Source organism: Psychrobacter sp. NZS113 (assembly GCF_015864825.1).
GTDB lineage: Bacteria > Pseudomonadota > Gammaproteobacteria > Pseudomonadales > Moraxellaceae > Psychrobacter.
On the sequence record NZ_JADYWL010000005.1, the window covers coordinates 227,912 to 251,984 of the forward strand.

Here is a 24,073-nt window from a genome sequence, read left to right on the forward strand (position 1 = left end):
AGTTAAACGGCAGTCATGTTACTGACTGTTATGCTAGCTTTTGTTAACTATCACTCTGTAATTTAACCGTACCTGCCAAATGCGGCTTGTCATTTTTAGAGCTATACAAGCCAAATTCACAAGTACCATCTGCGCTTTCAAGCTGTGCCACTGGATCAGCAATGAGCTCAACTTCTGCTGGCAAAAAGATAGGCAATTTGAATGACACATCAACGGTACAAGCGTCTGGCAACTCATCCATCATGGCAAGACACTTAGCCTTTGACCACATACCATGAGCGATGGCTTTAGGGAAGCCAAAAGCACGCGCAGATAATGGATGTAAGTGGATAAGATTAAAGTCGCCAGATACAAAGGCATAGCGACGACCGATATCTTCTGGTACTTCAAAGATACTGTGCACGCCTTCTGGATTAACTGACGGCTTGACCACGACTGGACGCGGCGTGCTTTTTTTGTCTTTGCTACGGCTTGGTTGTTTGCTACGTGACAGATAAGTCGATGTCCCTTCCCAAATAACCTTGTCCTCTGATTTAACCGTTGTCACAAAGTCAAATTGCTGACCTTGAGCATGGTCACGCAAATTATCAAAGGTGACAGACATAGCGACCGTTTCGCGCTCACCAATTGGACGATACTGGGTCACACTGTTATCAACGTGTACCAGCCCTAGCATAGCAAATGGGAACGGCTCTTTAACCATCATGTTCATTTGCAGCGTTTGAGACAGCACCGAAAAGTACGTAATCGGGATATTGCCGTTATCAGCAAAGCCACAAATTTTACGATAATCGTTTAAGTTACCCTGATCGATGTGCAGATCGTCCACATAGTAGGTCGATTGCGGCAATTGATCTCTACTAACTTTACCATTATTGACGATAGGTAATAAACTTTTGACGATATTGGCGTAGGTCGTATGCGCTTTTGGCAGCGCATCATAATGCTTGTCTGACATAATAAATCCTAAGTGGGGCTTGAGCAAATTTTCTTGGTGCATACAGAGATGCTATAAAGTCGTTCGTTAAGGCTTACCAGTAAACTGTATCTTAAGCGCTATACTCAATCCAAAGTATAAATAATCTACGTGATTTTTAATACAGGTTACAAGCACTTATTATAACGAAAAATAATTTGGCTGATGGTTTCTGTGTTTTTATCATAAAAAAGCCACCCTTGGGCAGCTTTATTACGATTTATCAGCAATTTTTTCGTAAGCATATGTGATGCAAGTAATAAACGATGCGCTATATTATATATTTACTATAGGCTTAATCATTACTTATGTCTACTTAGAAATGGGTGTTATGCCCCTAGTAAGCTCTGACCACAGACACGAACCACGTTACCGTTCAAGCCACCAGAAGCAGGTGATGCAAACCATGCGATGGTTTCAGCAACATCTACTGGCAAGCCGCCTTGGCTCATTGAGTTCATGCGACGACCTGCTTCACGAATAGCAAATGGAATCGCTTCCGTCATTTGAGTTTCGATAAATCCTGGTGCCACTGCATTGATGGTCATGCCTTTAGCATTGTCTTCTAGTTGCTTAGCAGTCGCATCAACCAGACCGATAACACCTGCTTTCGACGTGGCATAGTTGGTTTGACCCATATTGCCTGCAATACCTGAGATAGATGATACACAGACGATACGTGCATTTTCTTTTAGCACGTCATTGTCTAGTAAGTAACGATTCAGTCTAGCAATGCTGCCTAGGTTGATATCGATCACCATGTCCCATTTTTTCTCATCCATGTTTGCCAATGTCTTATCACGTGTGACACCAGCATTATGGATAATAGAATCTAGACCACCACGCTTTTGCGCTGCTTCTGCAATTTCTTTGCCTGCGTCATCACTAGTGATGTCAACGGTCACGACAGAACCACTGATTTCACTGGCGACTTTTTGCAGATCAGCTTGCTGCTGCGGTACATCAAGACAAATAACGTGAGCGCCTTCACGAGCCAACACACGAGCGATTGCTTCGCCGATACCGCGACTTGCACCAGTCACTAGCATGGTTTTGCCACCTAGAGGCTGCGTCCAATCTACTTCAACTGACTCACCTTTGCTAACGCGGACAACTTGCCCTGAGACATACGCTGAACGAGCTGAGGTGAAAAAGCGTAACGTCGAATCTAGATTTTGCTCTGAGCCTTCTTCAACATAAATAAGCTGCGCCGTAACACCGCGCTTAAATTCTTTACCAACAGACTTTACAAAGCCTTCAAGTGAACGCTGAGCCATTGCTGCTTCGATATTATCAGTGATACTCTCTGGCGTACGACCAACAATAATGACTCGACCAGACTTATCGACACGGCGCGCAACAGCATGGAAGAATTCATACACTTCTTTGAGCTGCTCAGCATTGATGATATTACTGGCATCAAACAATAGAACTTTGAATTTGTCATCACCACCAGTATTGGCTTTTGCTTCGATGCTCGCATCAGCCAATTCATCTTTGATGTCATCGCTGCTATTTACATAAACATCAGCATGTACATCTGACAAAATACGTGAGATTGACGCGCTAACACTTTTATCATCGCCCTTAGCACGACCAACCAACACACTACCGCGTACTAAATTCTCACCACTCTCGAAACGATCAAGAGTCACTGGTAATGGCAAACCCAAATTTTTAGCCACTTTTTTGCCAAGAGAAGACTGAACAAAATCACCGTAACGGTCTGACATAATATAATCCTTATAAAAATGATTAAAATAAAAAATCCAATGTGCCTATCATATAGAATCGGCAACATTATAATTATTGATATTTAGTAAGTGCGTACAAAACTGGCCTAACTATACACTGCCATCATAAACAAGTCCAAAAACTGACAATGTCCACAAAAATCTGTAAACAAGCAAGTACACAAGACGGCCGCTTTTTCTAGATTTAAAAACCATAACATTATGCTAAAATCAGACCTATAAGTTATGATAAATAGAATTATCGATAACAATATATTATCAAAACAGCTTTTATGCAATGTTAATAGTCAACACCAGCCAGTCTAAGAAAGTTATATTATTAACTGTTTTCAAAGCCAGTATCAACCTTATATATAAGTGTCACATAGTTTGCTAAAGATATACAGTAAGGTCGTAAAAACGCTTTATCCTAAACAGCCATCACGCATAATAAATGATAATATTTACCTCTTATCTATTTTAAATCTTTTAACTGTATTTTTTTAATTCGATTGAATTTTTTATTATTACCCTCTTTTTCTTCTACCCATATTTTTTAAGGATAATATTATGAGTAATAAAAACAACCACCCTGATAGCCCTGTTATCGAAAGCACTGTTGTAAAAGCCAGTGATACAAAAAACGAAAATGCAAAAACGACTCCTACTGACAGCACTAAAAAAGAAACAGCTGTTAAAAAAACTGTAAGTGCTTCGACTAAAGAAGCTGAAACGGTTGAGGACAAAAAAGCAACTGAAGATAAAGCCGCGACGACTGCTGTTAAAACTTCTGCTGCTACTGCTAAAAAGACCAGCACAGCCAAACCTACCTCAAATCTAAACCGAGTGGCTATTTTAGGTGGCAACCGTATCCCGTTTGCTCGCTCAAACGGCTCATACGCTGATGTCAGCAACACCGATATGCTAACAGCTGCTTTAGATGGTTTGGTTGAACGCTATAACCTACAAGGCGAAATCGTAGGTGAAGTAGTGGCTGGTGCTGTGATGAAACTAAGCCGCGATATCAACTTAACTCGCGAAGCTGCGCTAAATACCGCACTGAACCCACATACCCCAACTTATGACATCTCACAAGCTTGCGGTACTGGCTTGCAAGCGACCTTTGCTTCTGCCAACAAAATCGCATTAGGTCTTATCGATTCAGCCATTACTGGCGGTGTTGATACCACCTCTGACGCGCCTATCGCAGTTGGTGATGGCCTACGTAAAGTACTTATCAAACTGGGTGCCGCAAAAGACAACAAACAACGCCTGAAAGCATTGATGGGTCTAAATCCAAAAGACCTAATCGATTCACCACAAAACGGTGAGCCACGTACTGGTCTATCAATGGGCGATCATCAAGCCATTACAGCACTTGAGTGGAATATCAGCCGAGAAGCGCAAGATGAGCTGGCTTTTAGCAGCCATCAAAATCTAGCACGTGCTTATGATGAAGGCTTCTTTGACGACTTAATCACGCCGTACAAAGGTTTGACTCGTGATAACAACCTGCGCCCAGATACAACTTTAGAAAAATTGGCTAAACTCAGACCTGTATTTGGCAAAAAGAATGCCAATCCAACGATGACAGCAGCCAACTCTACCCCACTGACTGATGGCGCTTCTTGTGTACTATTGGGTACTGATGAATGGGCAAAAGAGCATGGTCTGAAGCCATTGGCTTATATCGTTCATCAAGAAACAGCTGCCGTTGACTTCATCGGCAAATCAGGCACGACTGAAGGTCTGCTAATGGCGCCTGCGTATGCCGTACCGCGTATGCTGGAACGTGCTGGTCTAACACTACAAGATTTTGATTTTTATGAAATCCATGAGGCCTTTGCGTCACAAGTGTTATCAACATTGGCCGCTTGGGAAGATGAAAGCTTCTGTTCAGAGCGTTTAGGACTTGATGCACCGCTAGGCGCTATTGACCGTACTAAGCTAAACGTTAATGGTTCATCATTAGCAGCAGGTCATCCATTTGCTGCCACTGGTGGTCGTATCTTAGCAACTGCTGCTAAACTACTGGATCAGAAAGGCTCAGGCCGTGCCCTTATTTCTATCTGCGCAGCGGGTGGTCAAGGCGTGACTTGTATTCTAGAAAAGTAGTCTGGATTGCTTTTAGTATAGAGAGACATGCTGAGCTATCGTTTTAATCAGCATCGTCTGCAAAAAATGCCCTTTAATTCAATTAAAGGGCATTTTTTATTGTCTATAGTTTGTTATTATAAAAGTGAATCAGGAAGCAACATCTTACAAAATCCAATATGCCAACCAAAGGTAATATTTATGGGTAAGACAAAATATTTATTAGAAAAGCTAAGACAAATCATTTTTAGTTCTGAGAAACTTGTGATGACAGAACCGCGTATAACAACTGACTTTGAATCTTTAGCAACTAAAAAGCAGGTGGAACAATATAATCGAGAACAAGCTATTCTTTCAGAACGTATCGAAAAAGAAGTTCTAGACGATGAATTACGTCGAAAAATGCATCAAGATTTAATTGATACTTATGATGAAGAACTAGAAAATGAAATAGATGACTGTGCACGTGATTTTCGTTTTGATGGACGCGAGATGAGCGAGCAAGAAAAGCTAGACCGACGTACGTACTTTCATGAACTGGTCCGACTACAGCGAGAGCTTATAAAGCTACAGGATTGGGTCGTTGATCGCGGTGAGCGCATTGTCGTTATCTTTGAGGGGCGTGATTCTGCTGGTAAAGGTGGTGCCATTAAACGTATCACTCAGCGTTTGAACCCCAGAGTTTGCCGTGTTGCCGCATTACCTGCTCCCACGGAACGCGAGCAAACGCAGTGGTACTTTCAGCGTTATGTCGCCCACTTACCAGCAGCTGGCGAGATTGTATTATTTGACCGTAGTTGGTATAACCGCGGCGGTGTTGAGCACGTGATGGGCTTCTGTACAGATGCACAGTATGAAGAGTTTTTTCAATCGGTGCCTGATTTTGAACGTATGCTCGTACGCTCAGGCATTCGCTTAGTAAAATACTGGTTTTCTATTACTGATGATGAACAACATGCACGATTTATGAGCCGAATATATGATCCACTTAAGCAGTGGAAACTCTCACCAATGGATTTACAATCACGCCGACTTTGGGAAGATTATACTAAAGCAAAAGAAACCATGTTTGAGCGCACTCATATTCCTGAAGCGCCGTGGTGGGTGGTAGAAGGTAACAATAAAAAACGTGCTAGGCTAAACTGTATTGCCCATTTACTCGAACAAATCCCTTATAAAGAGGTGCCTCGTGACGAGGTCGAATTACCCAATCGAAAACGCGATGATGAATATTACCGTGAACCTATCCCAAATGATATGTACGTGCCGCCGCGTTATTAGAACGTGCTTATACTCCGCCAGTTTTTTTAACACTTTTGCTAAAAAGCAGCCTTATACCAAGTATAAGGCTGCTTTTTTATAGCGATATTTATGCAAAAATAATTATCGTAATGGATAAAAATATGGATAGTTATACAAGCTACATCGTATAAGTCGCCTGTAAACCATCTACTTTACCAGCCAATAGTCGCTCAACTTCGTTTTTGATTCGCTGACCAGAAATATCTGTCCCAATTTGTACGGCAAAACCTGCTGGACGACCACCTTGGGTTTTAGAGTTTATCCAAACCACTTTGCCGTTCATAGGTAAACGCTCGCTAGAGTTCGGTAAGGTAACTGCGATAAACACCTCATTACCTAGCTGTTGATCTTGAGTCGAAGGTACAAACAATGCACCATTCGTCACAAAGGATAAGTAACTGGCGTATAACATTTCGATATTTTCAATATGGCAGGTTAATACCCCGCCGCGTCCTGGCATCGCCATAGTTAGCTTCCTTTATGAATTGGGTTAAGTGTGTTTTTATAAGTGACTAACGCTATGTAGAGCAAAGCACTGAATCCATTACCAAGCAATAATCAAATGCCATAAAATCGCTTTATAAGTATGCCAGTTCTTGCATTAGCTTATCATAGGCAAATTTTTCTTGCACATTTTGTTGTAGTGCAATTTTGGTTTGCTGCAAGCTATTCGCAAATGCTTCCAACCCATTGTCAGTCGGTTGATAAGTCTCTAACAATGCTGATAAGTTGACGTCTTTTTGTAATTCACTCAGTCCTAAGCAGACACGGCGCATATCGAGCAACATCAGCTCAGACAGTTGGATAAACTCTGCTATATTTAGTTGATTCTGCCAATAATCACTGGCTGCAATGCTGCTGCGCTTGCCACTACGTAATGCTTGCCACGTCGTCAACCACAGTGCACGTTTACTATACCAAGGCGCTTGTGCCAGTGCTATCGCCGCTAAAGGCGCACCATTTGCCAGCTGAATAAGTTGCTGAATGGCAGAGGTACTGACTGCTTCACGATTGATAGTATGACCTAGCTCACCTGTTACATAGTCTACCGCTATCGCAGGCTCAATCGTTTGTAATGCCAGCTGTTGTACGCGACTTTTAATGGTTGGCAGCAACTGGGCAGGCGTATCACTAATCAAAAACAGATGCACTTGTGCTTGTGGTTCTTCTAAGGTTTTTAGTAGAGCATTGGCTGCAGCAATCGTCATTTTCTCCGCATGATCTAACACGCAAATCCGCATTCCTTGTCCACCTTGATAAATAAAAGGTTGTAAGGCGCGGATATCATCAATTTTGGTCTTGAGAGCACTATTGCTAGCAGTTTTACTGGATTTTTTGTCTTTAGCGGTGCTGTTTGATTTTTCTTTATTATCAGCATGCTCTGCACTGATAGGCATACTGACCAGTGGCAATACTTGCAAGCTCGGATGGGTGCCTGATCTCAACCATTGACAGCTCTCACACGTGCCACAAGCACCTATTGGATGACTGTCACGGCTGCGACATAGCAACCAAGCGACCAGTCGCCATACAAAAGCACGCTTGCCCATACCCTGCATACCTGCTGCTAGTAGCGCATGAGGTAAAGACTGCTGCTGCAATACACGCTCTGTCAGTTGCGACCATAACGACTGCTGCCATGGCAATAAGGGTGCAAAATAAATGCCGTCGTTGATATCTGCTGTACCCGTATTTCCTGTCTCGTCACTCATAGCTGTCGCCCTATAACATTGCTCGATTATTCAGGATATAGCGCGTTAATGACGCTTTAAATAAAAGGTATAAATTTTTAATTAGGTTATTAATCTATAGACTACCGATAGGATTTAAAAAGTCAGCTAGGCTCATGCCATTTAAACGATCTAAGTCTTCTTGCGTATCAACACCTGCTGGTAAATGACAAGCGGCGGCAGCAATGGCGATATGACCACCGTTTTCTAACACACGTAGCTGCTCTAAGCTTTCTAGCATTTCGAGCGGCGTCTGTGGCCAATGTACAAACTGCTGTAATAGACGCACACGATAAGCATATAAGCCCAAGTGACGATACGCATTTTTCGGTGGTTGTCTTTGATTATCCTCAGCCAACACGACATCACGATCACAAGGAATGGGTGCGCGACTAAAATAAAGTGCACGCTGTAAATCATTGGATTGTTGACTGACCACTTTTACCACTGATGGGCGCATAAAAGTATCATAGTCATCGATAGGCTCACATAAAGTGGCCATCACACTCTCATCATCTGCGACTAAAAGTGCTTTTACCTGCTCTAATAATAGCGGCGGTACTAACGGCTCATCGCCTTGCATATTGACCACGATATCATGGTCAGCCCAACCGTTTATAGCAGCCACTTCTGCTAAACGATCTGTGCCTGAGGCATGATCAGGGCTAGTCATTACGACATCGAATCCTGCATCCGTGCATACCTTCGCGATATCTGCATCATCAGTTGCAATGCACATATCATCTGCAAAGTGTGCTGTCTGAGCCTTTTCAGCCACCCAAAGAATCATCGGCTTACCATGTATCTGTAGTAATGGTTTGCCAGGTAGTCGTGTGCTTTTAAAGCGAGCAGGAATAACAATATGAGTTTTGGCAGGTGTGGCGACTAATGACATAGTTTGTTCCTATAAATTTTTACAGCAAAATAAAGTATTAGCGATTATCTATCATGTAGTTTTCATACTGATATCAGGATCAGACTGAATACCTAATATCTTTAGTTGCTCGTCTAGATTGTCATAACAACTATCAGAAAGTACGGCTGTCACTGGTAATACCCACAGCCTACTGACCAGTTCTTTATACTCATCATTCAGTGCTTGCTTGCTTGTATATTCAACTAGCAATGCTCTTATTTTCACTGCATCTTTGCTAGTGATAACAATGGGATAATCTCGATACTGCAAGAGCTCAGCCAAGCTAAAATCATAATGGTCAGGATAAGGATGACCGATTACCTCAAAGCCAATAGAACCCAAGGTATCAAAGAAACGCTGTGGATAACCGATCCCACTGACAGCGTGTACTCGACTACCCTGTCTAGGTGTATTAATATTTACCTTAGAATCAGTTGGTGCAGGTTGCCACAGGTGCTGCAACTTGTCAGGCGCTAGGTGCATAGTCAAGCGATTGGCTAGAGGCAAACTGTCTTTATTATTATAAATGGCTTCTGTCTCTAACTTTTCATGGTAGATGACATTTGCACCTTCTAATCGTGACATCGGCTCACGTAAAAACCCAGTGGGAAGTAGCTGCTCATTGCCAAAACCTCGTGCCGCATCAACGACAATCCATTCAATATCACGTTGCAATGCATAGTGCTGCAAACCATCATCTGCAATAATTAATTGTAAATCTGGATAGGCATCTAATAAAGTGGTCACTGCTTGCTGACGATTGGGGCAGACTGCCATCGCGGCACCTGTCATGCTAACGATTAAACACGGCTCATCGCCAACTATATTAGGTAAGCTACCAACATTAACCAATGCTGGCATCTGACTGGTATCACCACCATAACCGCGACTAATGACCCCCACCTTGACGCCTCGTGATTGTAGCTCATTGGCCAAAGCAATAATCAATGGTGTTTTACCGCTACCACCAACGCTGATGTTTCCGATTACCATGATAGGAATGGGTGCGCGATAACTTGACAGTAAACCAATTTTATAAGCTTGACGCCGAAGCATTGTAATGAGTCCGTACAACCAGCTAATAGGTAATAATAGCCACAACCAAATAGCTTGGCGTTGCCATGCACGTGTCACTGTCGTTTCAATGCTCATGATTATGGACCACTTATTCTATAAATTCAGTACCGAAATACCTTCCAATGTATATTGGAATAAAATCATATCAACCTATTCAAAATCGCGGTCATACATCTGTGCATAATAGCCTTGTAACTGCATCAACTCTGTATGTGTGCCTAGCTCGACAATCTGCCCGGCATCCAATACAGCGATACGATCGGCAGACTCAATGGTCGTTAATCGATGTGCAATCACCAGTGTCGTGCGATTTTTCATCACATTATCCAATGCTTGCTGAATATAATGCTCTGACTCATTGTCTAGTGCACTGGTTGCCTCATCTAAAATTAGAATAGGTGCATCTTTTAATAGTGCACGCGCGATAGACAAGCGCTGACGCTGCCCACCTGACAACTGCAGACCTTCGGCACCAATTTCACTCTGATAGCCATTCGGCATTTTCATTATGAAGTCATGAGCAAAGGCATCTTTTGCAGCGCGCTCAACTTCAGACTGACGCTTATTGGCTAAGCTACCATAGGCGATGTTGTTAAATACCGTCGTATTGAACAGTACCACTTGCTGATTAACCATCGCTATCTGAGCACGTAGGCTCTCTAGTTTGATATCTTCGATTGGCATACCATCTAAAGTGATTTGCCCTGCGGAAGTTGATAAAGTACGCGTCAATAAATTAACCAAGGATGACTTACCAGCACCACTACGCCCTACCAGTGCAACTGTTTCTCCTGCACGTATATCTAACGTAAAGTCGCGCAGTGCCACTGTCGAATCTGGATAGATTAAACTGACATTATCGAGCTTCATCTCACCCGTTAGGGCTGAGCTGATCACACCCGTGTCTTTTTCTTCGGGCTCATCTAGCAGAGCAAAAATCGACTCACCAGCCGCGATACCTTTTTGCAGTTTCTGGTTAATATCCGTCAGTGAACGCACTGGTTTACTGAGCAGTCCTGCAGCTGCAATATATGAGATAAACTCACCAGCCGAGATATTATTGATGACTGATGGACGCAGTGCGAGCCACACCACAACCGACATGGCTATTGCCATCAGTAGCTGTACTGCTGGCGTATTGATACTATTGGTAACGACTACCTTCATGCCTTGGAGTAAGTTCTTTTTCGATGTTTTGTCAAAACGCTCGGCTTCATATGCTTGGCCACCATAGTTTTTAACCACCTGATAGCCACCGATGACTTCATTGGTAATATGACTAACATCACCCATCGTCTCTTGAATACCCTTAGATAACCTGAGATAACGCTTAGATGCTATACGAATGAGCCATAATATCGGTGGCAGTACGAGGAATAAAATTAAAGTTAGACGCCAATTACTGTAGAGCAAAAATCCGATCAATGCTAATACCGTCAAGCCATCGCGCAGCAAGGTCTTCATTGACTCTGTACTGGCCGCCGTGACCTGTTCAACATCGAATATCAACTTTGATGAGATAGTACCTGCTGGATTAGCAAGATAAAATGAGCTTGGCAAGCGCAGCAGCTTATTAAAGACTTCTACTCGCAATTCATATACCAGATTTCGTGAAACCAAAGCAGAATAGTAATTACCCAAAAAGCTACCCAAACCACGCACAAAAAACAACGTGATAATAAGCAGTGGAAACAAATTCTGTTTGCTTTGATCACCTTGGTTGATAGCATCAGTGATGTACTGTAGAAGTTTGGCCACCCATATCTCTGTTCCAGCATTGATAGCAAAACCTAAAACCACTAATGCTAACGCCCACCAATATGGCTTGAGATAGCGTAACAGACGTAATAATGTCTTGCGTTTAGGTATATCTGATGGCTCTGCTGATGATTTTTTAGCAGATTTTTTTGTAGAGTCGGATTGATATGTTTGGCTCATAAAAGCCTCAATTTGGGTATTATGATATGAATAAACTGTACTCAAAGCACAGTTTTATAGGAGTATTTATGACACTAATATAGCCATATATTATTGCGGTAATGGTTGACCAAGTGGCACAACCGTACTGATATTGAGATTCAAAAACCCTAGTTTTCCTGCGACATCCATCACTCGCACAACAGATTGATGAGTAGCGTTAGCATCAGCAGCAATCACAAATAGCATATCACGATTACTACCTGCCTCTTGCTGTAGCATGCTAATCAACTCAGCCTCATTGCTACTGGCAAGGGTGATACCATTCACCAAATAGCTGCCATCTTCTTGTACCGCCACTTCAATACTGTTGTTTTGTTCTGTAAGCGCGACACCTTCAGCTTCAGGGAGAATAATATTCAAGCGACTAAAATGATTAAACGAGGTCGCAAGCAGCAAAAATACAATTAGAAATAATAAGCAATCAATCATGGGTGTTAGATTAATTTCAAGTGGCTCAACGGTTGGTTTTCTAAAGCGCATATCACTCTCTTTAATATTTTTACTATGCTTAAGGCGTGTTTAAAATGCAAATAGGATAACTGGATAATTCGTCTGACCTTTAGTATCAAAAACAGTACTAAGAAGCCACTGTGACCCCATCGCTTGAAGTTAGCGAACCTACGACAGAATTATTACCTACCGTGCCATCCAGTGAGACATCAGCATTAAGCGTATCAAAGCCAGAAGTATGCACATTTCCTAGCAACTGGTAGTCATACAACTCTTGAATCATCAACCCTGCTTGAGTTTCAAACTGGGCATTGATATCAATGATCCGGCGCTGAAAATAACGATAGCCAACCAATGCAGGAATCGCAACAATCATACCAGCAGCAGTTGTAATCAATGCCTGTGATACGCCAGCGGCAAGCATTGTTGGGTCTTGCATCGCGCCATCAGTAATCGCTAAAAACGAAGAGATAATACCCAATACCGTACCCAACAAACCAAGTAACGGTGCAATTGCGCCTATAGTGCCAAGCATATTGATATTTTTTTCTAACTGATGAACTTGTACGCTAGCACGGTTTTGCATATGCATCGTCATTGACTCTAAACCATACTGACGATAAAGCAAACCCGTTGCCAAAATATCACCCAAAGGTGTCTTTTCTTTCACATTCATTAATTGTGTACGGCCGATGCCGCCATTTTCGCGTAGGCGAGTTATCAATTGTTCGCGCAATCTGTTAGGTACAATTTTATTAAATTGTAAAGTGTGGCTACGCTCAATGATGATAACCAATGCTAGTATTGAGCACACCACGATAGGTGTCATCAACCAACCACCTGCTTTTACCAACTCCCACATACTCGCTCTCTTTTATATTTTTATAAAAATAGTGGTAACCAAGATACTTTAGACTTGTGCAGTCATTACAAACTGGATGAATACCTTAAGCCTGTGCCTCTATGTACTTAATCAAGGCGGCCAACTGATCTTGATTTTGAAAAAATATCTCAACACTACCCTGTCCGTCTTTTTTATGCTTAAGCTTTACTTCGGCCCCAAGCATATCCGTCAGTCTTTGTGTCAAACGTTCCGCGTCATGAGACTGTGCTTGTTCAGTACGATTGGCTTTGGGAGCTGGTTGCAAAATGGACTTAACGAGCTTTTCAGCTTCACGCACGGTCATGCCACCATCGATGATTTTTTGTGCAATAATCGGCTGCTGCTCAGAGGATAGTGCCAAAAGCGTGCGGGCATGACCCATATCTAGTGCGCTAGTTGCTAAATGATCTTTTACGGTATCGTGCAGCTGATTCAACCGCAGTAGATTCGATACCGTCGTACGTGCCTTGCCCACAACTTCCGCAATCATCGCATGACTCATACCAAACTCAGTATGAAAGCGTTGTAATGCTGCTGCCTGCTCAATCACGGACAAGTCTTCTCGTTGAATATTCTCAATCAGTGCCAATGCAATAGCCAACTCATCTGACAATGCGCGCTCAATCGCCGGTATTACTGCTTTACCTGCCATTTTTGCAGCACGCCAACGGCGCTCACCAGCGATAATTTCATGAGTAACAAATGCTTCACTCTTATCTTCATTTGCCAATAATGGACGAATAACAATAGGTTGCATGACACCATGCTGCTCAATCGAAGAAGCCAATTCGGCAAGCGCAGTTTCACTCATATCACGGCGCGGCTGATACTTGCCTGCTTGTAATCGTGTCACATCAATTTGAACCAAGCTGATTTGATCTTCAGAGGCACTGGTGTCTGTTCCATTAACCCGATTTTTATTAGCACCAGTTTTGTGAATGTTGCTCTTATTCATAGTCCGTGGCGCACGTGCTTTACGATTACTAGAATCAGCAGCCTCTAGAACGGTTGGCTTTGTAGTTGATTTTTCATTGTCTTTTGCACGACCTGTTTGAGCGGGCGTGCTTGCGTTTGTTATATCAGTCTCTGGCGTTACAGCTGGCAAAGTATTATCACGCGCTGCCATATCATCTTGTAAGGCAGACGCAGTGATTTGCTTTTCTTTTTTGATTGACCCAAGCAAGGCATCTAAGCCTCGATTGGCAGCCAATCCTCTTTTCTTCGCCATGATTACCTATCCTATAACGCTAAAATAAAAGCCAAATGATTGTGAATACGGCTTACTCATTACTCATAAATACGATATTTCGTGCTTTATTATTTAATTTGGTTGATACTTTTATCACCAAACTTTTACCTACAGCCAAAACTAGCTGCTTTGCTTCATCACTTCAGCGGCTAGTTTTTGATAGGCACGTGCCCCTTTTGACCATCTCTCATACGCAATAACTGGCAAACCATGCGCAGGCGCTTCTGCCAAGCGAATATTTCTTGGAATATGAGTCTTATACATGATATCGCCAAAATGTGCTTCCAGTTCAGCGGACACATCGCGAGCCAATGTATTACGCGCATCAAATAGCGTTCTCACCACACCGCGAATATAGAGCTTCGGATTCAGCTCAGTGAGTCGCTCAATCGTCTGCGATAAATCTGCTAGGCCTTCTAGTGCATAGTACTCACACTGCATCGGGATAATGACACTGTCTGTGGCAACCAGTGCATTGATCGTTAATAAATTCAAGCTGGGCGCACAGTCTATCACGACATAATCGTAAGCAGGTTTTTTAGCCGCTATCTGATCGTTAACCAAAGTCGCCATCGATGTTTTAAACAATTCATGGCTATTGGTTTTGTTCATCAGGGTGATGTCCATCCCAGCCAAATCACGATTGGCACCGATAACATCAAACCCTGCCGGACTGGTAACAATAGCATCCGACAGTGATACACCATCGAGTAAAACATCAGCGATGGTCAGCGCCAGTTCATTTTTGTCCACGCCTGTACCGCTGGTCGCATTGCCTTGTGGGTCTAAGTCAATCAGTAGTACATGCTTACGCTTTGCAGCCAAGCTAGCGGTCAAATTTACCGCCGTCGTGGTTTTGCCCACGCCGCCTTTTTGATTCGCAATCGCTATGATTTCCATACACTCACTCAGTTTAATTAGAATTTGTTACTGTTATTTTTTAGCTCTATATTTAAAAAGCGAGGCATATTCATTCATTCGTTGTACAAACGACTTGCTCTGTCTCGATACCATTTAAATATTATGTCATTTACCTACAGACGTAAACTACGTTTCACAATCGGGCAGTCACTGTTTCATGATGGCGACTTCATGACTGTAAGGTGCTCATAGCTTAGACATTTTTGCGAGACAATTCAATTAAATGACGACTATCGTGCAAACGTGGTACTTTTAGCTTGATTGTTTTTATGTGCCAATCACTATCCAACGCTTGCAGTTCTTCTTCATTTGGCGCCTTACCTTTCATAGCACACAAGTGACCATTATCTGCTAGCCTTGGCTGTGCCACATCGACGAAATCTATCAAGCTGGCAAACGCTCTAGAGGTAACCACCTCATAGCTTGCTTCATGTGCTTCAATACGAGAAGCTATCGGCTGCATATTACTCAAACCAAGTTCACTACTAATTTGCTTAATAAAACGGATTTTCTTTTGGTTACTATCAAGTGCTGTGCATTGGCGCTCAGGTTGGCAAATAGCAATAATCACGGCAGGCAATCCTGCACCTGTACCGATATCAAGCAATGACCCCGATGGCAAATGAGTTATAATAGCCAAACAATCAATTACATGCTTAATTAAAGCTTCTTCAGGATCAGTAATAGCGGTCAGATTATACGCTTTATTCCACAACAAAAGCTGGTCTAAGTACAATAATAGTGTGCGCTGCTGCGTCTCACTTAAGGATAGACCGAGCTCATGAACTGCTTTAGTCAGAGTGTTGGCCAGCACTGGCAATTGTGATCCGAGCTTTACAAAGCCAGTAGGATCAATATGGATAGTACCTGTACTAGCAGATGATGACGTGATTTTATCGGAAGCTGACATACAACGAGTTATCCAGTTTTGACATGTGAACCGTCTATTTTATCATGCACTCTGTCTATTGAATAGTTGCAGATTGCGCCAATGTGAGACATCTTATACTATCTAGGCCTGTATTGAGGTGTTATTCTCCTTTGACGGCAATAAACTCGCTGTTAATTTGTCTCTCATTTATTCATCATACACACTGGTATATCTCATAATGATACAAAATTGCGTTTAATGATTTAGCTAAAACGTTGCTGCATCTTGTAAAATACCTTGTAAAATCTCTTGGTTAACTATTCAATATAAAGTATAAAAAGTTCAGCATGAATATGAATACCTGATAGCATAAAACCAATTATAGAGATCAACACTCCACCTTTTTAAAAAGATATCTCCTACGCCTATGACCGAACAGCCACACGCCCCTATCTCTAAAATATCAAGAGACGCTAATAAAAAAGACACCAATAATATGGCAACACCCATCGCTGAATTGACAGACACCTTGACGAATGACAAAAAAGTAAAAGCACCGCACCCACTCTTTATTGAGGTAAAGCAGCGCTGCCTTATTAGCGCTGAGCAATTAAAGCGTTATAGCGAGCTAAGTGAGCTACCGACAGATACACGTACGGCACCAGATTTAGATGTTGGCTTTGGTCAGGAGCGCGCGCTCAAAGCCTTGCACACCGCTTTGGACATCAAAGCCAGTGGCTACCATGTGTTTGCAGCAGGTGAAAATGGCTTGGGTAAACGTACCGTAATCAGCCGCTTGCTGACACGCATCGCAGCCGATGCACCGACGCCAGATGATTGGGTCTATGTGCACAACTTTACCGATCCACGCACTCCTCTGGCACTACGCCTGCCTGCCGGTCAAGCCTCACTATTGCAGCAGCAAGTTAATAATTTATGGCAACAAGCCAAGAAACGACTGAGTCAACGTTTTCGTAGTGACCAATACCAAAGTAAAATCGAAGCCATCAAAAACGACACTCATCAAAAAGAGAGTCAGGCTTATGAAGTGCTCAATGCTGAAGGTAAACAGTATGACTTAGCGCTGACGTTCCGCTCCTTTGATAACAAAGCCATGTTTGTGCACCCAAGCAAGCTACCCACAGAAAATAACGATGCTGAAGTCAAGCATGAAAAGTACTCTAACAATGATGAAGCTCCCTCCACGATAGAGGACAATAGCACCGCTGATACTTCTAATATCAATACCAGTATTGATAACAGTAACGATGACAGCACTAACGAATATGGCAACAGTGAATACGAAGCTGAGCTGAATAACTTTGTCCAAAAGAATCACATGCAAAAACGCTTGAGTCAGCTGACCATCGCGTTAGAGCAGTTAGAGGACGAAGCCAATGATGCGATAGAAGCACTGCATCGCAATATTGCACGCCGTGCGCTACAGCCTTTATTTACGCCTGTTTATGAACAATTTGCCAATCACCCGCTAGTTGTGGATTATCTCAAAGCGATATTTGCCGATATGGTCACTCATGTAGAGCGTATCGTTAATGGCGATGATGAAGAATTTGTAACGGCCGTTCTGACCACAACACCCAGTCGTTATGCCGTCAATGTCATTGTCAGCCACGCAGCTGATAGTGGCGCACCCGTCGTTTTTGAAGATTTGCCGACGCATTTAAATTTGTTGGGTCATGTCGAGCAAATCACGCAACTGGGCACCGTCACCACTGACGTCAGTATGATTCGAGCGGGGGCTTTACACCGTGCCAATGGCGGCTACCTGTTATTAGAAGCCAGTCATTTACTAGAACACCCATATGCTTGGCAGGGTCTCAAGCGTGCATTACAATCCCGTAAAATTAAACTCTCAAGTCTTGAGCAGATGCTCACACTCACAGGAAGCTTATCGCTAGCGCCTGCCCCTATCGACCTTGATATTAAAGTTATTTTACTTGGCGAAGCAGATTTATATTATGAGCTGTTAGAGCTTGAGCCTGAGTTTGATGCGGTATTCAAAGTTCGTGCCGACTTCCACGATGATGTGGTTCGCACCAGTGAACACGAACTGGCATTGGTCGCGAAAATGGCTGACATCATTGATTATGCCAACCTCTATCCGTTCGATCGTAGTGCACAAGCCACCCTACTTGAGCATTTGAGCTTACAAGCAGAAGACCAAGATCGACTTAGCCTGCATAGTGATTTATTGATTAAGCTGTTGCATGAGTCGAACCGCCATGCACGTTTGAGCGGTAAAAATATCGTCGATGCCAATCATGTCACCCAAGCTATCGAAGATATGGACGAGCGCTCAGGGTATTTACGTGACCTGTATTGGGATGAGCTTAAAAACGGTCAGCAACTCATCCAAACACAAGGCAATGCTGTTGGACAAGTCAATGCGCTAACGGTGGTCAGCTATGCCGATAGTGAATTTGGCATGCCAGCACGTCTTACGGCTGTTATTCAGCCAAATATTGGTACTGGTGAGATTCTGGATATCGAGCGCGACGTAGACTTGGGTGGCAGCTTACACGCCAAAGGCATGCTAATTATGACCAGCTACTTGCGTGCATTATTTAGCCAACATCATGCCTTAAACTTTAGCGCCTCACTCGCTTTTGAGCAGAGCTATGCCCATATCGATGGTGATAGCGCCACCGTTAGTGAAGGCTGTGCGCTGTTATCCGCCTTAGCAAATGTACCGATTGATCAGTCTTTTGCGATTACTGGCTCTATGAACCAGTTGGGTGAAGTGCAAGCAGTAGGCGGTATCAACTCTAAAATTGCAGGGTTCTTTGACGCCTGCCGAGAGCAAGAGCTAACGGGTCAGCAAGGTGTTGTCATTCCGATGGCAAACGTCAAACAACTCATGCTACGCGACGATATCATTACTGCCGTCAATGCCGATGAATTCCATATTTATGGTGTCCATACCTTGAGTGAAGCACTGACGCTAATGACTGGCCTGCCTATCGATACCATGAACAAAAAAAATCGCTATCGCAAAGACACACTGTTTGGCAAAGTGTTAAGCCGTTTGATGCTATGGGATGAAAACCAAGATAGCGATGATGACATTGATGATAAAAAATCAAAAAAGAAAGACAAAAAACAGAAAAAAGAAAAACGTCAAAAAAAAGTAGATAAGAGAAAAAAAGAAAAATGTAAAGAGGATGACAGCACTATAATCATTGATAGCAAAGCAGATACCCATAACGAACCAAGTACTCAGGATAGTGATACTTAACGAGTTATTGATGCTATATAAGTTCATATACAGCAGAATTATTGAATAATCTCCGTTGCTAGACGCTACGGGGATTTTCTGCGATGATATAGAGTTACTGACCCGCCACTAGCATATAAAATTTCCATACAAAAACTGACTCGATACTTCATAAAGGCTACCTCCTAATGACTGTACATCCGACTGACGCCGATCACATTCAAACTCAGACAGACGCTAACGAGCAAACCCAAGCGCTAGCCGCTGAGAGCAATAGTACCTCGGAAGTGAGCAACGATAATCGACATGGGGCAGCGACGACTGCTCGCCAATGGCAGGTACTGTCGCAATTACAGCGCAATCGCTGGGTAGGCACCACGCATATCTATGAGCAACTGATGATGGCAGGTTTTGATATCAGTCTACGCACAGTACAGCGTGATTTAAATGCGCTGGCGAAACGTTTCCCTATCGAAAAAAATAATGCCAATCCACAAGGCTGGCGCTGGTGCGATGACGCTCCGCTACAAAGCTTACCGCATATGAACTTATCGCAAGCGGTGGCCTTTAACATGGTTGAGGCCAATCTCACTCAATTACTACCTCCTGTTATTTTAGATGAACTGTTTCCTTGGTTTGACTTAGCACGGCGCCAACTTAAAAACAGTAAAGTCACACATTCCTGGATAGATAGAGTACGCATTGAACCTGCCACGCAGCCATTGATTGCACCGCATATCGACTTGGATAGCAAAGACAATATTTATCACGCGCTATTTTATCAACTACAAATTAAAGCCTGCTATACGCGCAGTGATAAGTCGCAATCTAGTGAATATATCCTAAACCCTATTGCCATCATTCAACGTGGTGTCATCATCTACCTACTAGCAACTCGTACCGATGATCCCGAAGTTGTCATTCGTACCTTTGCGCTACATCGCTTTGCCAGTGTTGAGATACTCGAAAGCGCAGCGAAAACGCCTGACAATTTTCAACTCGATACGTACTTAGATGCAGGTGGCATGGGCTTTAGTCATCCATTATTCAGTGAACTGCCTGACCATGGTAAAAATACAGCTATCGAGCTACAATTCACCACACAAGCAGGCAAAAGCCTCACTGAAAGTAAGCTCAGCGACGATCAAACAGTCACGTTAGATGACGACAAACTGACTATACAGGCAACGGTCAATCTAACTTCACAACTGGTCTGGTGGTTGCGCGGTTTTGGCAGTGGTCTATTGGATGCAAAACCTCAACTGTTATATCAAGCGGTATTAGACAAGTCTTTAGATGATGAATAGCGACTGGATAGATAACGACTAATAGCTATGACGTTAAAAGTTAAACGTATTCAAATCTCTAAACTCAATATACCTCTATTAAAATTTAAGAACGAATAAGGAACACTATGTCGATCACTGCCCCATCACCGTTACTGTCAGACAGTTTAAAAGGACTGGGCTTAGATGCAGGAACCTTATTTTTTTCGCTAAACTATGAGTTTACTAAGATTGAACCAAAAGGGTTGTTTAAACGCTTTAAAAAGAATCAAAGCGCGATTGATATTGATTTGGCCTGTGTGCTGTATGACAAAAACTGTACGATCAGTGACATCGTTTGGTTCAAGCAATTGCGTGACAAAGCTGAATCGGTTAAGCATCAGGGTGATAGCTTAAACGGTAAAGATCGCGGTGAGCAAGCGATGTATTTGGCCCCTCTCGATCAAGAGCAAATCAGACTATACTTAGATAAGATTCCAACACATATCACTCATATTGCTATGATTGCCAACTCTTACCATGGTCATCCGTTTTCTAGAGTAAAAACAGGCGAGATTCACTTAAGTGATGATGAAGGCAACCATTGTTTTGAAGTCAATCTCAAAAAGTTACCGCGTGACTGTACGACGCTTTGGGTCGCTCATTTACGTCGAGAAATAGATGACTGGCATCTAACATTACAGAATTTACCGCTTCCTGCCGAAGATTTGGCAATTGCCGCGCAAGAGGTGGCTCACGAATTGGCACGTGCACTCCCTCTACAAGGGATATAGCATTCGTACGATACTCACCAAGTAATAGTGTATAAAAAGGGTGCGACGTTATAAAAACGCCGCACCCTTTTTTGAATGAAATTCATAGTAAAAAAACCACCTTTCTACAATCGCTCACCACAATGTGAGCAAAAATTCTTCTGCCCTATTTCCACTTCTTTTTCACGGCGCTCAAGCTCTTGCTCACGCAGTACCTGCAGCACAATATTTTGCGCCTGCTCTTTATCTAATCCTAGCTCGCGGCGAATCTTATCGATCATCATCTGATTCTGTACTAAATCAAAATCACTATCGATCAGTTGCTCTCGAAAGTGCTGCTCAAGCCCTTCACGACGCTGAGCAAGCTCATTGGCCAAACCTGTCGCAAGGATACCTGCAGGTAATGCTGCTAACCCCACACCCAATATAGTAATTACTGCACCCAATATTTTACCCGCATTGGTAATCGGCGTGACATCACCATAGCCCACTGTCGTAAGTGTTACCACAGCCCACCACATCGCTTTAGGAATAGACTCAAACTCTTCTGGCTGTGCATGATTCTCAACCAAATAAATCCCACTAGAGGCCGTTACAATCATAATAATTAAGATAAAGATAACTGCTTGGAAAGAGCCTTTTTCCTTACTGATGACCACCAGCAGGATACGCATCGAAGCAAAATAACGCGTGAGTTTGAGGATACGAAATAAACGTAGAATACGTAAAAAACGTAAATCGATGGAGACAAAGAAGTTTAAAAATGCGGGGATGATAGCGATCAAGTCAATCAATGCCGACGGGCTTTTGAGCCAATTCCAACGCTGTCGCCAAGTCGTGCCATCTGGCTTTACTTCAGCCACGCTCCACAACCGTAGCATGTATTCGATAGAAAACACCACAATAGAGAAATTTTCAAACCACGTAAAATAATCTTGGTAAGGGTAATACCAACTATCGACTGACTCTGCAATCACGGCAGCCACATTCGTCATAATCAAAAATATTAAAAAATAGTCGATATAACGACTGAAGAGCGTGTCATGCTCATCGTTTTGTAAAATATTATAAACAAAAATACGTAGGCGCCGTATAGATTGGAATAGCATACCGTCCCTATGCGGTGAAACACCGATCTTATATTAGTAGATACTTAACAGTATAGTACTCTAAGCGCGCTGACAGTCGCAAAATAGATATTTATGAGAAGTCACGGTAAAGCACTATAAAAATAGTAAACATAAACTACCGTAAATAACGTAAAGATAATTACCATAATAGCAAATCGTAAAAACTGCTCGTCAGTATACAGTTGCTGACTGACATCCTGTGCAGGCAGTAGAAATAGACTGCATTCAGGACAACAAGAGTCCATCCGATTCAATATTTTTATAGAATAGGCATTGTCACAGCGTAGAGGAGAGTTACTACAATAGCCAAGCATAGTATATTACGCCTATTTTGATACCATAATCATTCAATGAATAAATAAAATACCTAATATCTTAGAACCTCAAAAGCAATCATTACCAAGATACTCACCGTATTTCCCTATAACAATATCAGTCACTTCTCTTTCTTACAATAGTTGGCTATTCTAGAAAAAGACTACGTATATCAATATAAATGACTTTATATTGTAATTTATGAGATAAAAATCTTTAATATACGTTTAAAACCTTACAGATAAAACGGTTTTGTATTATAATAGAGTCATAATGTTACAGTTTAATCAATAATTATGACATTGTGTATCAGTAACTATTGACATCCCTTATTAGAAACTGACCCATAATAATCTATCACACTGAGGAACTAAACGATGAAACTACAATCCCTAGTTTTAGCCGCTGCTACTGCACTTACTATGACAACTGCTTTTGCAGTACCTGCTGGTACTTGGTCAGTTGCTGCCGGTGCACACTATGTTGACCCTAAGAGTGATAACGGTACTCTTGATGGCTCTCTGTCTGTTGATGTTGGTGGCGATGCGCGCCCAACACTTACTGGCGAATACTTTATCGCTAATAACGTTGGTGTCGAATTACTAGCAGCGATTCCATTCAATCATGACATCACATTGACAACTGCTGATGGCACTGAAATTGAAGGTGAAACTCAACATTTACCACCTACTCTATCTGTTCAGTATCACTTTGATGGTTATAACATCCCTTTAAACATCAAGCCTTTCATTGGTGTTGGTGTGAACTACACGACTTTCTTTAAAGAGAAGCTATATACTGGCAGTTCAGCTAACTTAGAGATCGACGATAGCGTTGGTATTGCTGGTCATATCGGTGTTGATTTCCCATTCACTCCAACAGATGCTTTCCGTATTGATGCACGTTATATCGACATCAAATCAGACGTAAGCCTAAATGGCGAAGATCTTGGTGAAGTAGATATCAGCCCTTGGGTATATGGCATTGCTTACGTAAAAAACTTCTAATTAGAAGTCTGTTTTATTAAGTCGTACTTATAGTAATAAAAAAGCCGGTATCTACTGGCTTTTTTGTGTCTGTTATTTAATGAAAACAAAAGCGGTCACTGTCCAAGTATGTTGCTAATTCGCTTGTAACACCTACTTGTGCATGTTCAATACATCTTAATTGCGT

19 protein-coding genes are annotated in these 24,073 nt (G+C 42.4%); 6 read left to right on the forward strand and 13 right to left on the reverse strand.

Annotated features, from left to right (window positions below):
* Positions 1-43 precede the first annotated feature (43 nt).
* Positions 44-958 carry a MaoC family dehydratase gene (locus I6E61_RS09435; protein WP_197133668.1) on the reverse strand — a complete coding sequence of 305 codons (915 nt, stop codon included), beginning with the start codon at positions 956-958 and terminating at the stop codon, positions 44-46.
* A 347-nt stretch (positions 959-1,305) separates the two neighbouring features.
* A complete protein-coding gene (locus I6E61_RS09440) occupies positions 1,306-2,709 on the reverse strand; it encodes a 3-oxoacyl-ACP reductase (RefSeq protein WP_197133670.1) in 1,404 nt (467 codons plus the stop codon).
* A 570-nt stretch (positions 2,710-3,279) separates the two neighbouring features.
* Between I6E61_RS09440 and I6E61_RS09445 the strand changes: the two genes are divergently transcribed.
* Positions 3,280-4,824, forward strand: coding sequence for an acetyl-CoA C-acetyltransferase (locus tag I6E61_RS09445; RefSeq protein WP_197133673.1), 1,545 nt, complete (start codon positions 3,280-3,282; stop codon positions 4,822-4,824).
* A 180-nt stretch (positions 4,825-5,004) separates the two neighbouring features.
* A complete protein-coding gene (gene ppk2, locus I6E61_RS09450) occupies positions 5,005-6,084 on the forward strand; it encodes a polyphosphate kinase 2 (RefSeq protein WP_265091293.1) in 1,080 nt (359 codons plus the stop codon).
* 139 nt (positions 6,085-6,223) lie between these two features.
* Here the strand turns inward: ppk2 and I6E61_RS09455 are convergent, their stop codons facing one another.
* From I6E61_RS09455 to rsmG, 10 genes are all read right to left on the reverse strand, one after another.
* Complete coding sequence (locus I6E61_RS09455; RefSeq protein ID WP_197133689.1) at positions 6,224-6,571, reverse strand: PilZ domain-containing protein; 348 nt, start codon at positions 6,569-6,571, stop codon at positions 6,224-6,226.
* A 112-nt stretch (positions 6,572-6,683) separates the two neighbouring features.
* Positions 6,684-7,817 carry a DNA polymerase III subunit delta' gene (locus I6E61_RS09460; RefSeq protein WP_197133692.1) on the reverse strand — a complete coding sequence of 378 codons (1,134 nt, stop codon included), beginning with the start codon at positions 7,815-7,817 and terminating at the stop codon, positions 6,684-6,686.
* Positions 7,818-7,911: 94 nt separating this feature from the next.
* The gene (gene kdsB / locus I6E61_RS09465; RefSeq protein WP_197133695.1) at positions 7,912-8,730 is read right to left on the reverse strand and encodes a 3-deoxy-manno-octulosonate cytidylyltransferase; all 819 of its coding nucleotides are present in this window, start codon (positions 8,728-8,730) and stop codon (positions 7,912-7,914) included.
* Positions 8,731-8,781: 51 nt separating this feature from the next.
* Positions 8,782-9,903: a tetraacyldisaccharide 4'-kinase gene (lpxK, locus tag I6E61_RS09470; protein WP_197133698.1), complete on the reverse strand. Its 1,122-nt coding sequence runs from the start codon at positions 9,901-9,903 to the stop codon at positions 8,782-8,784.
* A 75-nt stretch (positions 9,904-9,978) separates the two neighbouring features.
* Positions 9,979-11,766, reverse strand: a complete 1,788-nt coding sequence (gene msbA, locus I6E61_RS09475; protein WP_227685753.1) for a lipid A export permease/ATP-binding protein MsbA — start codon at positions 11,764-11,766, stop codon at positions 9,979-9,981.
* Positions 11,767-11,856: 90 nt separating this feature from the next.
* Positions 11,857-12,288, reverse strand: a complete 432-nt coding sequence (locus tag I6E61_RS09480) for a biopolymer transporter ExbD (RefSeq protein ID WP_197133701.1) — start codon at positions 12,286-12,288, stop codon at positions 11,857-11,859.
* 97 nt (positions 12,289-12,385) lie between these two features.
* Complete coding sequence (locus I6E61_RS09485) at positions 12,386-13,120, reverse strand: MotA/TolQ/ExbB proton channel family protein (protein WP_227685754.1); 735 nt, start codon at positions 13,118-13,120, stop codon at positions 12,386-12,388.
* 85 nt (positions 13,121-13,205) lie between these two features.
* A complete protein-coding gene (locus I6E61_RS09490; protein ID WP_197133704.1) occupies positions 13,206-14,369 on the reverse strand; it encodes a ParB/RepB/Spo0J family partition protein in 1,164 nt (387 codons plus the stop codon).
* A gap of 141 nt (positions 14,370-14,510) precedes the next feature.
* The gene (locus tag I6E61_RS09495; protein ID WP_197133707.1) at positions 14,511-15,290 is read right to left on the reverse strand and encodes a ParA family protein; all 780 of its coding nucleotides are present in this window, start codon (positions 15,288-15,290) and stop codon (positions 14,511-14,513) included.
* A gap of 214 nt (positions 15,291-15,504) precedes the next feature.
* The gene (gene rsmG, locus I6E61_RS09500) at positions 15,505-16,221 is read right to left on the reverse strand and encodes a 16S rRNA (guanine(527)-N(7))-methyltransferase RsmG (RefSeq protein ID WP_197133710.1); all 717 of its coding nucleotides are present in this window, start codon (positions 16,219-16,221) and stop codon (positions 15,505-15,507) included.
* 388 nt (positions 16,222-16,609) lie between these two features.
* Here rsmG and I6E61_RS09505 point away from each other — a divergent pair, with 388 nt between their 5' ends.
* The 3 genes from I6E61_RS09505 (at position 16,610) to I6E61_RS09515 (ending at position 21,476) form a co-directional block, all read left to right on the forward strand.
* Positions 16,610-19,438 (forward strand): ATP-binding protein, encoded by a 2,829-nt coding sequence (locus tag I6E61_RS09505; protein WP_197133713.1) that lies wholly within the window; start codon positions 16,610-16,612, stop codon positions 19,436-19,438.
* A gap of 167 nt (positions 19,439-19,605) precedes the next feature.
* Positions 19,606-20,724 (forward strand): YafY family protein, encoded by a 1,119-nt coding sequence (locus I6E61_RS09510; protein ID WP_197133716.1) that lies wholly within the window; start codon positions 19,606-19,608, stop codon positions 20,722-20,724.
* 107 nt (positions 20,725-20,831) lie between these two features.
* On the forward strand, positions 20,832-21,476 hold the full coding sequence (locus tag I6E61_RS09515) for a TerD family protein (RefSeq protein ID WP_197133719.1): 645 nt from the start codon (positions 20,832-20,834) through the stop codon (positions 21,474-21,476).
* A 104-nt stretch (positions 21,477-21,580) separates the two neighbouring features.
* Here the strand turns inward: I6E61_RS09515 and I6E61_RS09520 are convergent, their stop codons facing one another.
* Positions 21,581-22,564: an ion transporter gene (locus I6E61_RS09520; protein ID WP_197133722.1), complete on the reverse strand. Its 984-nt coding sequence runs from the start codon at positions 22,562-22,564 to the stop codon at positions 21,581-21,583.
* A 713-nt stretch (positions 22,565-23,277) separates the two neighbouring features.
* On the opposite strand from I6E61_RS09520, the gene I6E61_RS09525 reads away from it, so the two are divergent.
* Positions 23,278-23,907: an OmpW family protein gene (locus tag I6E61_RS09525; protein WP_197133725.1), complete on the forward strand. Its 630-nt coding sequence runs from the start codon at positions 23,278-23,280 to the stop codon at positions 23,905-23,907.
* Positions 23,908-24,073: the final 166 nt, after the last annotated feature.

Excerpts from the sequence above, each read along its gene's own strand:
- I6E61_RS09525 (WP_197133725.1), top strand. The coding sequence starts at position 23,278 with ATGAAACTACAATCCCTAGTTTTAGCCGCTGCTACTGCACTTACTATG.
- I6E61_RS09505 (WP_197133713.1), top strand. The coding sequence starts at position 16,610 with ATGACCGAACAGCCACACGCCCCTATCTCTAAAATATCAAGAGACGCT.
- I6E61_RS09480 (WP_197133701.1), bottom strand. The coding sequence starts at position 12,288 with ATGCGCTTTAGAAAACCAACCGTTGAGCCACTTGAAATTAATCTAACA.
- I6E61_RS09445 (WP_197133673.1), top strand. The coding sequence starts at position 3,280 with ATGAGTAATAAAAACAACCACCCTGATAGCCCTGTTATCGAAAGCACT.
- kdsB (WP_197133695.1), bottom strand. The coding sequence starts at position 8,730 with ATGTCATTAGTCGCCACACCTGCCAAAACTCATATTGTTATTCCTGCT.
- I6E61_RS09510 (WP_197133716.1), top strand. The coding sequence starts at position 19,606 with ATGACTGTACATCCGACTGACGCCGATCACATTCAAACTCAGACAGAC.
- I6E61_RS09495 (WP_197133707.1), bottom strand. The coding sequence starts at position 15,290 with ATGGAAATCATAGCGATTGCGAATCAAAAAGGCGGCGTGGGCAAAACC.
- lpxK (WP_197133698.1), bottom strand. The coding sequence starts at position 9,903 with ATGAGCATTGAAACGACAGTGACACGTGCATGGCAACGCCAAGCTATT.
- I6E61_RS09515 (WP_197133719.1), top strand. The coding sequence starts at position 20,832 with ATGTCGATCACTGCCCCATCACCGTTACTGTCAGACAGTTTAAAAGGA.
- I6E61_RS09440 (WP_197133670.1), bottom strand. The coding sequence starts at position 2,709 with ATGTCAGACCGTTACGGTGATTTTGTTCAGTCTTCTCTTGGCAAAAAA.
- msbA (WP_227685753.1), bottom strand. The coding sequence starts at position 11,766 with ATGAGCCAAACATATCAATCCGACTCTACAAAAAAATCTGCTAAAAAA.
- I6E61_RS09460 (WP_197133692.1), bottom strand. The coding sequence starts at position 7,817 with ATGAGTGACGAGACAGGAAATACGGGTACAGCAGATATCAACGACGGC.
- rsmG (WP_197133710.1), bottom strand. The coding sequence starts at position 16,221 with ATGTCAGCTTCCGATAAAATCACGTCATCATCTGCTAGTACAGGTACT.
- I6E61_RS09435 (WP_197133668.1), bottom strand. The coding sequence starts at position 958 with ATGTCAGACAAGCATTATGATGCGCTGCCAAAAGCGCATACGACCTAC.
- I6E61_RS09485 (WP_227685754.1), bottom strand. The coding sequence starts at position 13,120 with ATGTGGGAGTTGGTAAAAGCAGGTGGTTGGTTGATGACACCTATCGTG.
- I6E61_RS09490 (WP_197133704.1), bottom strand. The coding sequence starts at position 14,369 with ATGGCGAAGAAAAGAGGATTGGCTGCCAATCGAGGCTTAGATGCCTTG.
- I6E61_RS09455 (WP_197133689.1), bottom strand. The coding sequence starts at position 6,571 with ATGGCGATGCCAGGACGCGGCGGGGTATTAACCTGCCATATTGAAAAT.
- I6E61_RS09520 (WP_197133722.1), bottom strand. The coding sequence starts at position 22,564 with ATGCTATTCCAATCTATACGGCGCCTACGTATTTTTGTTTATAATATT.
- ppk2 (WP_265091293.1), top strand. The coding sequence starts at position 5,005 with ATGGGTAAGACAAAATATTTATTAGAAAAGCTAAGACAAATCATTTTT.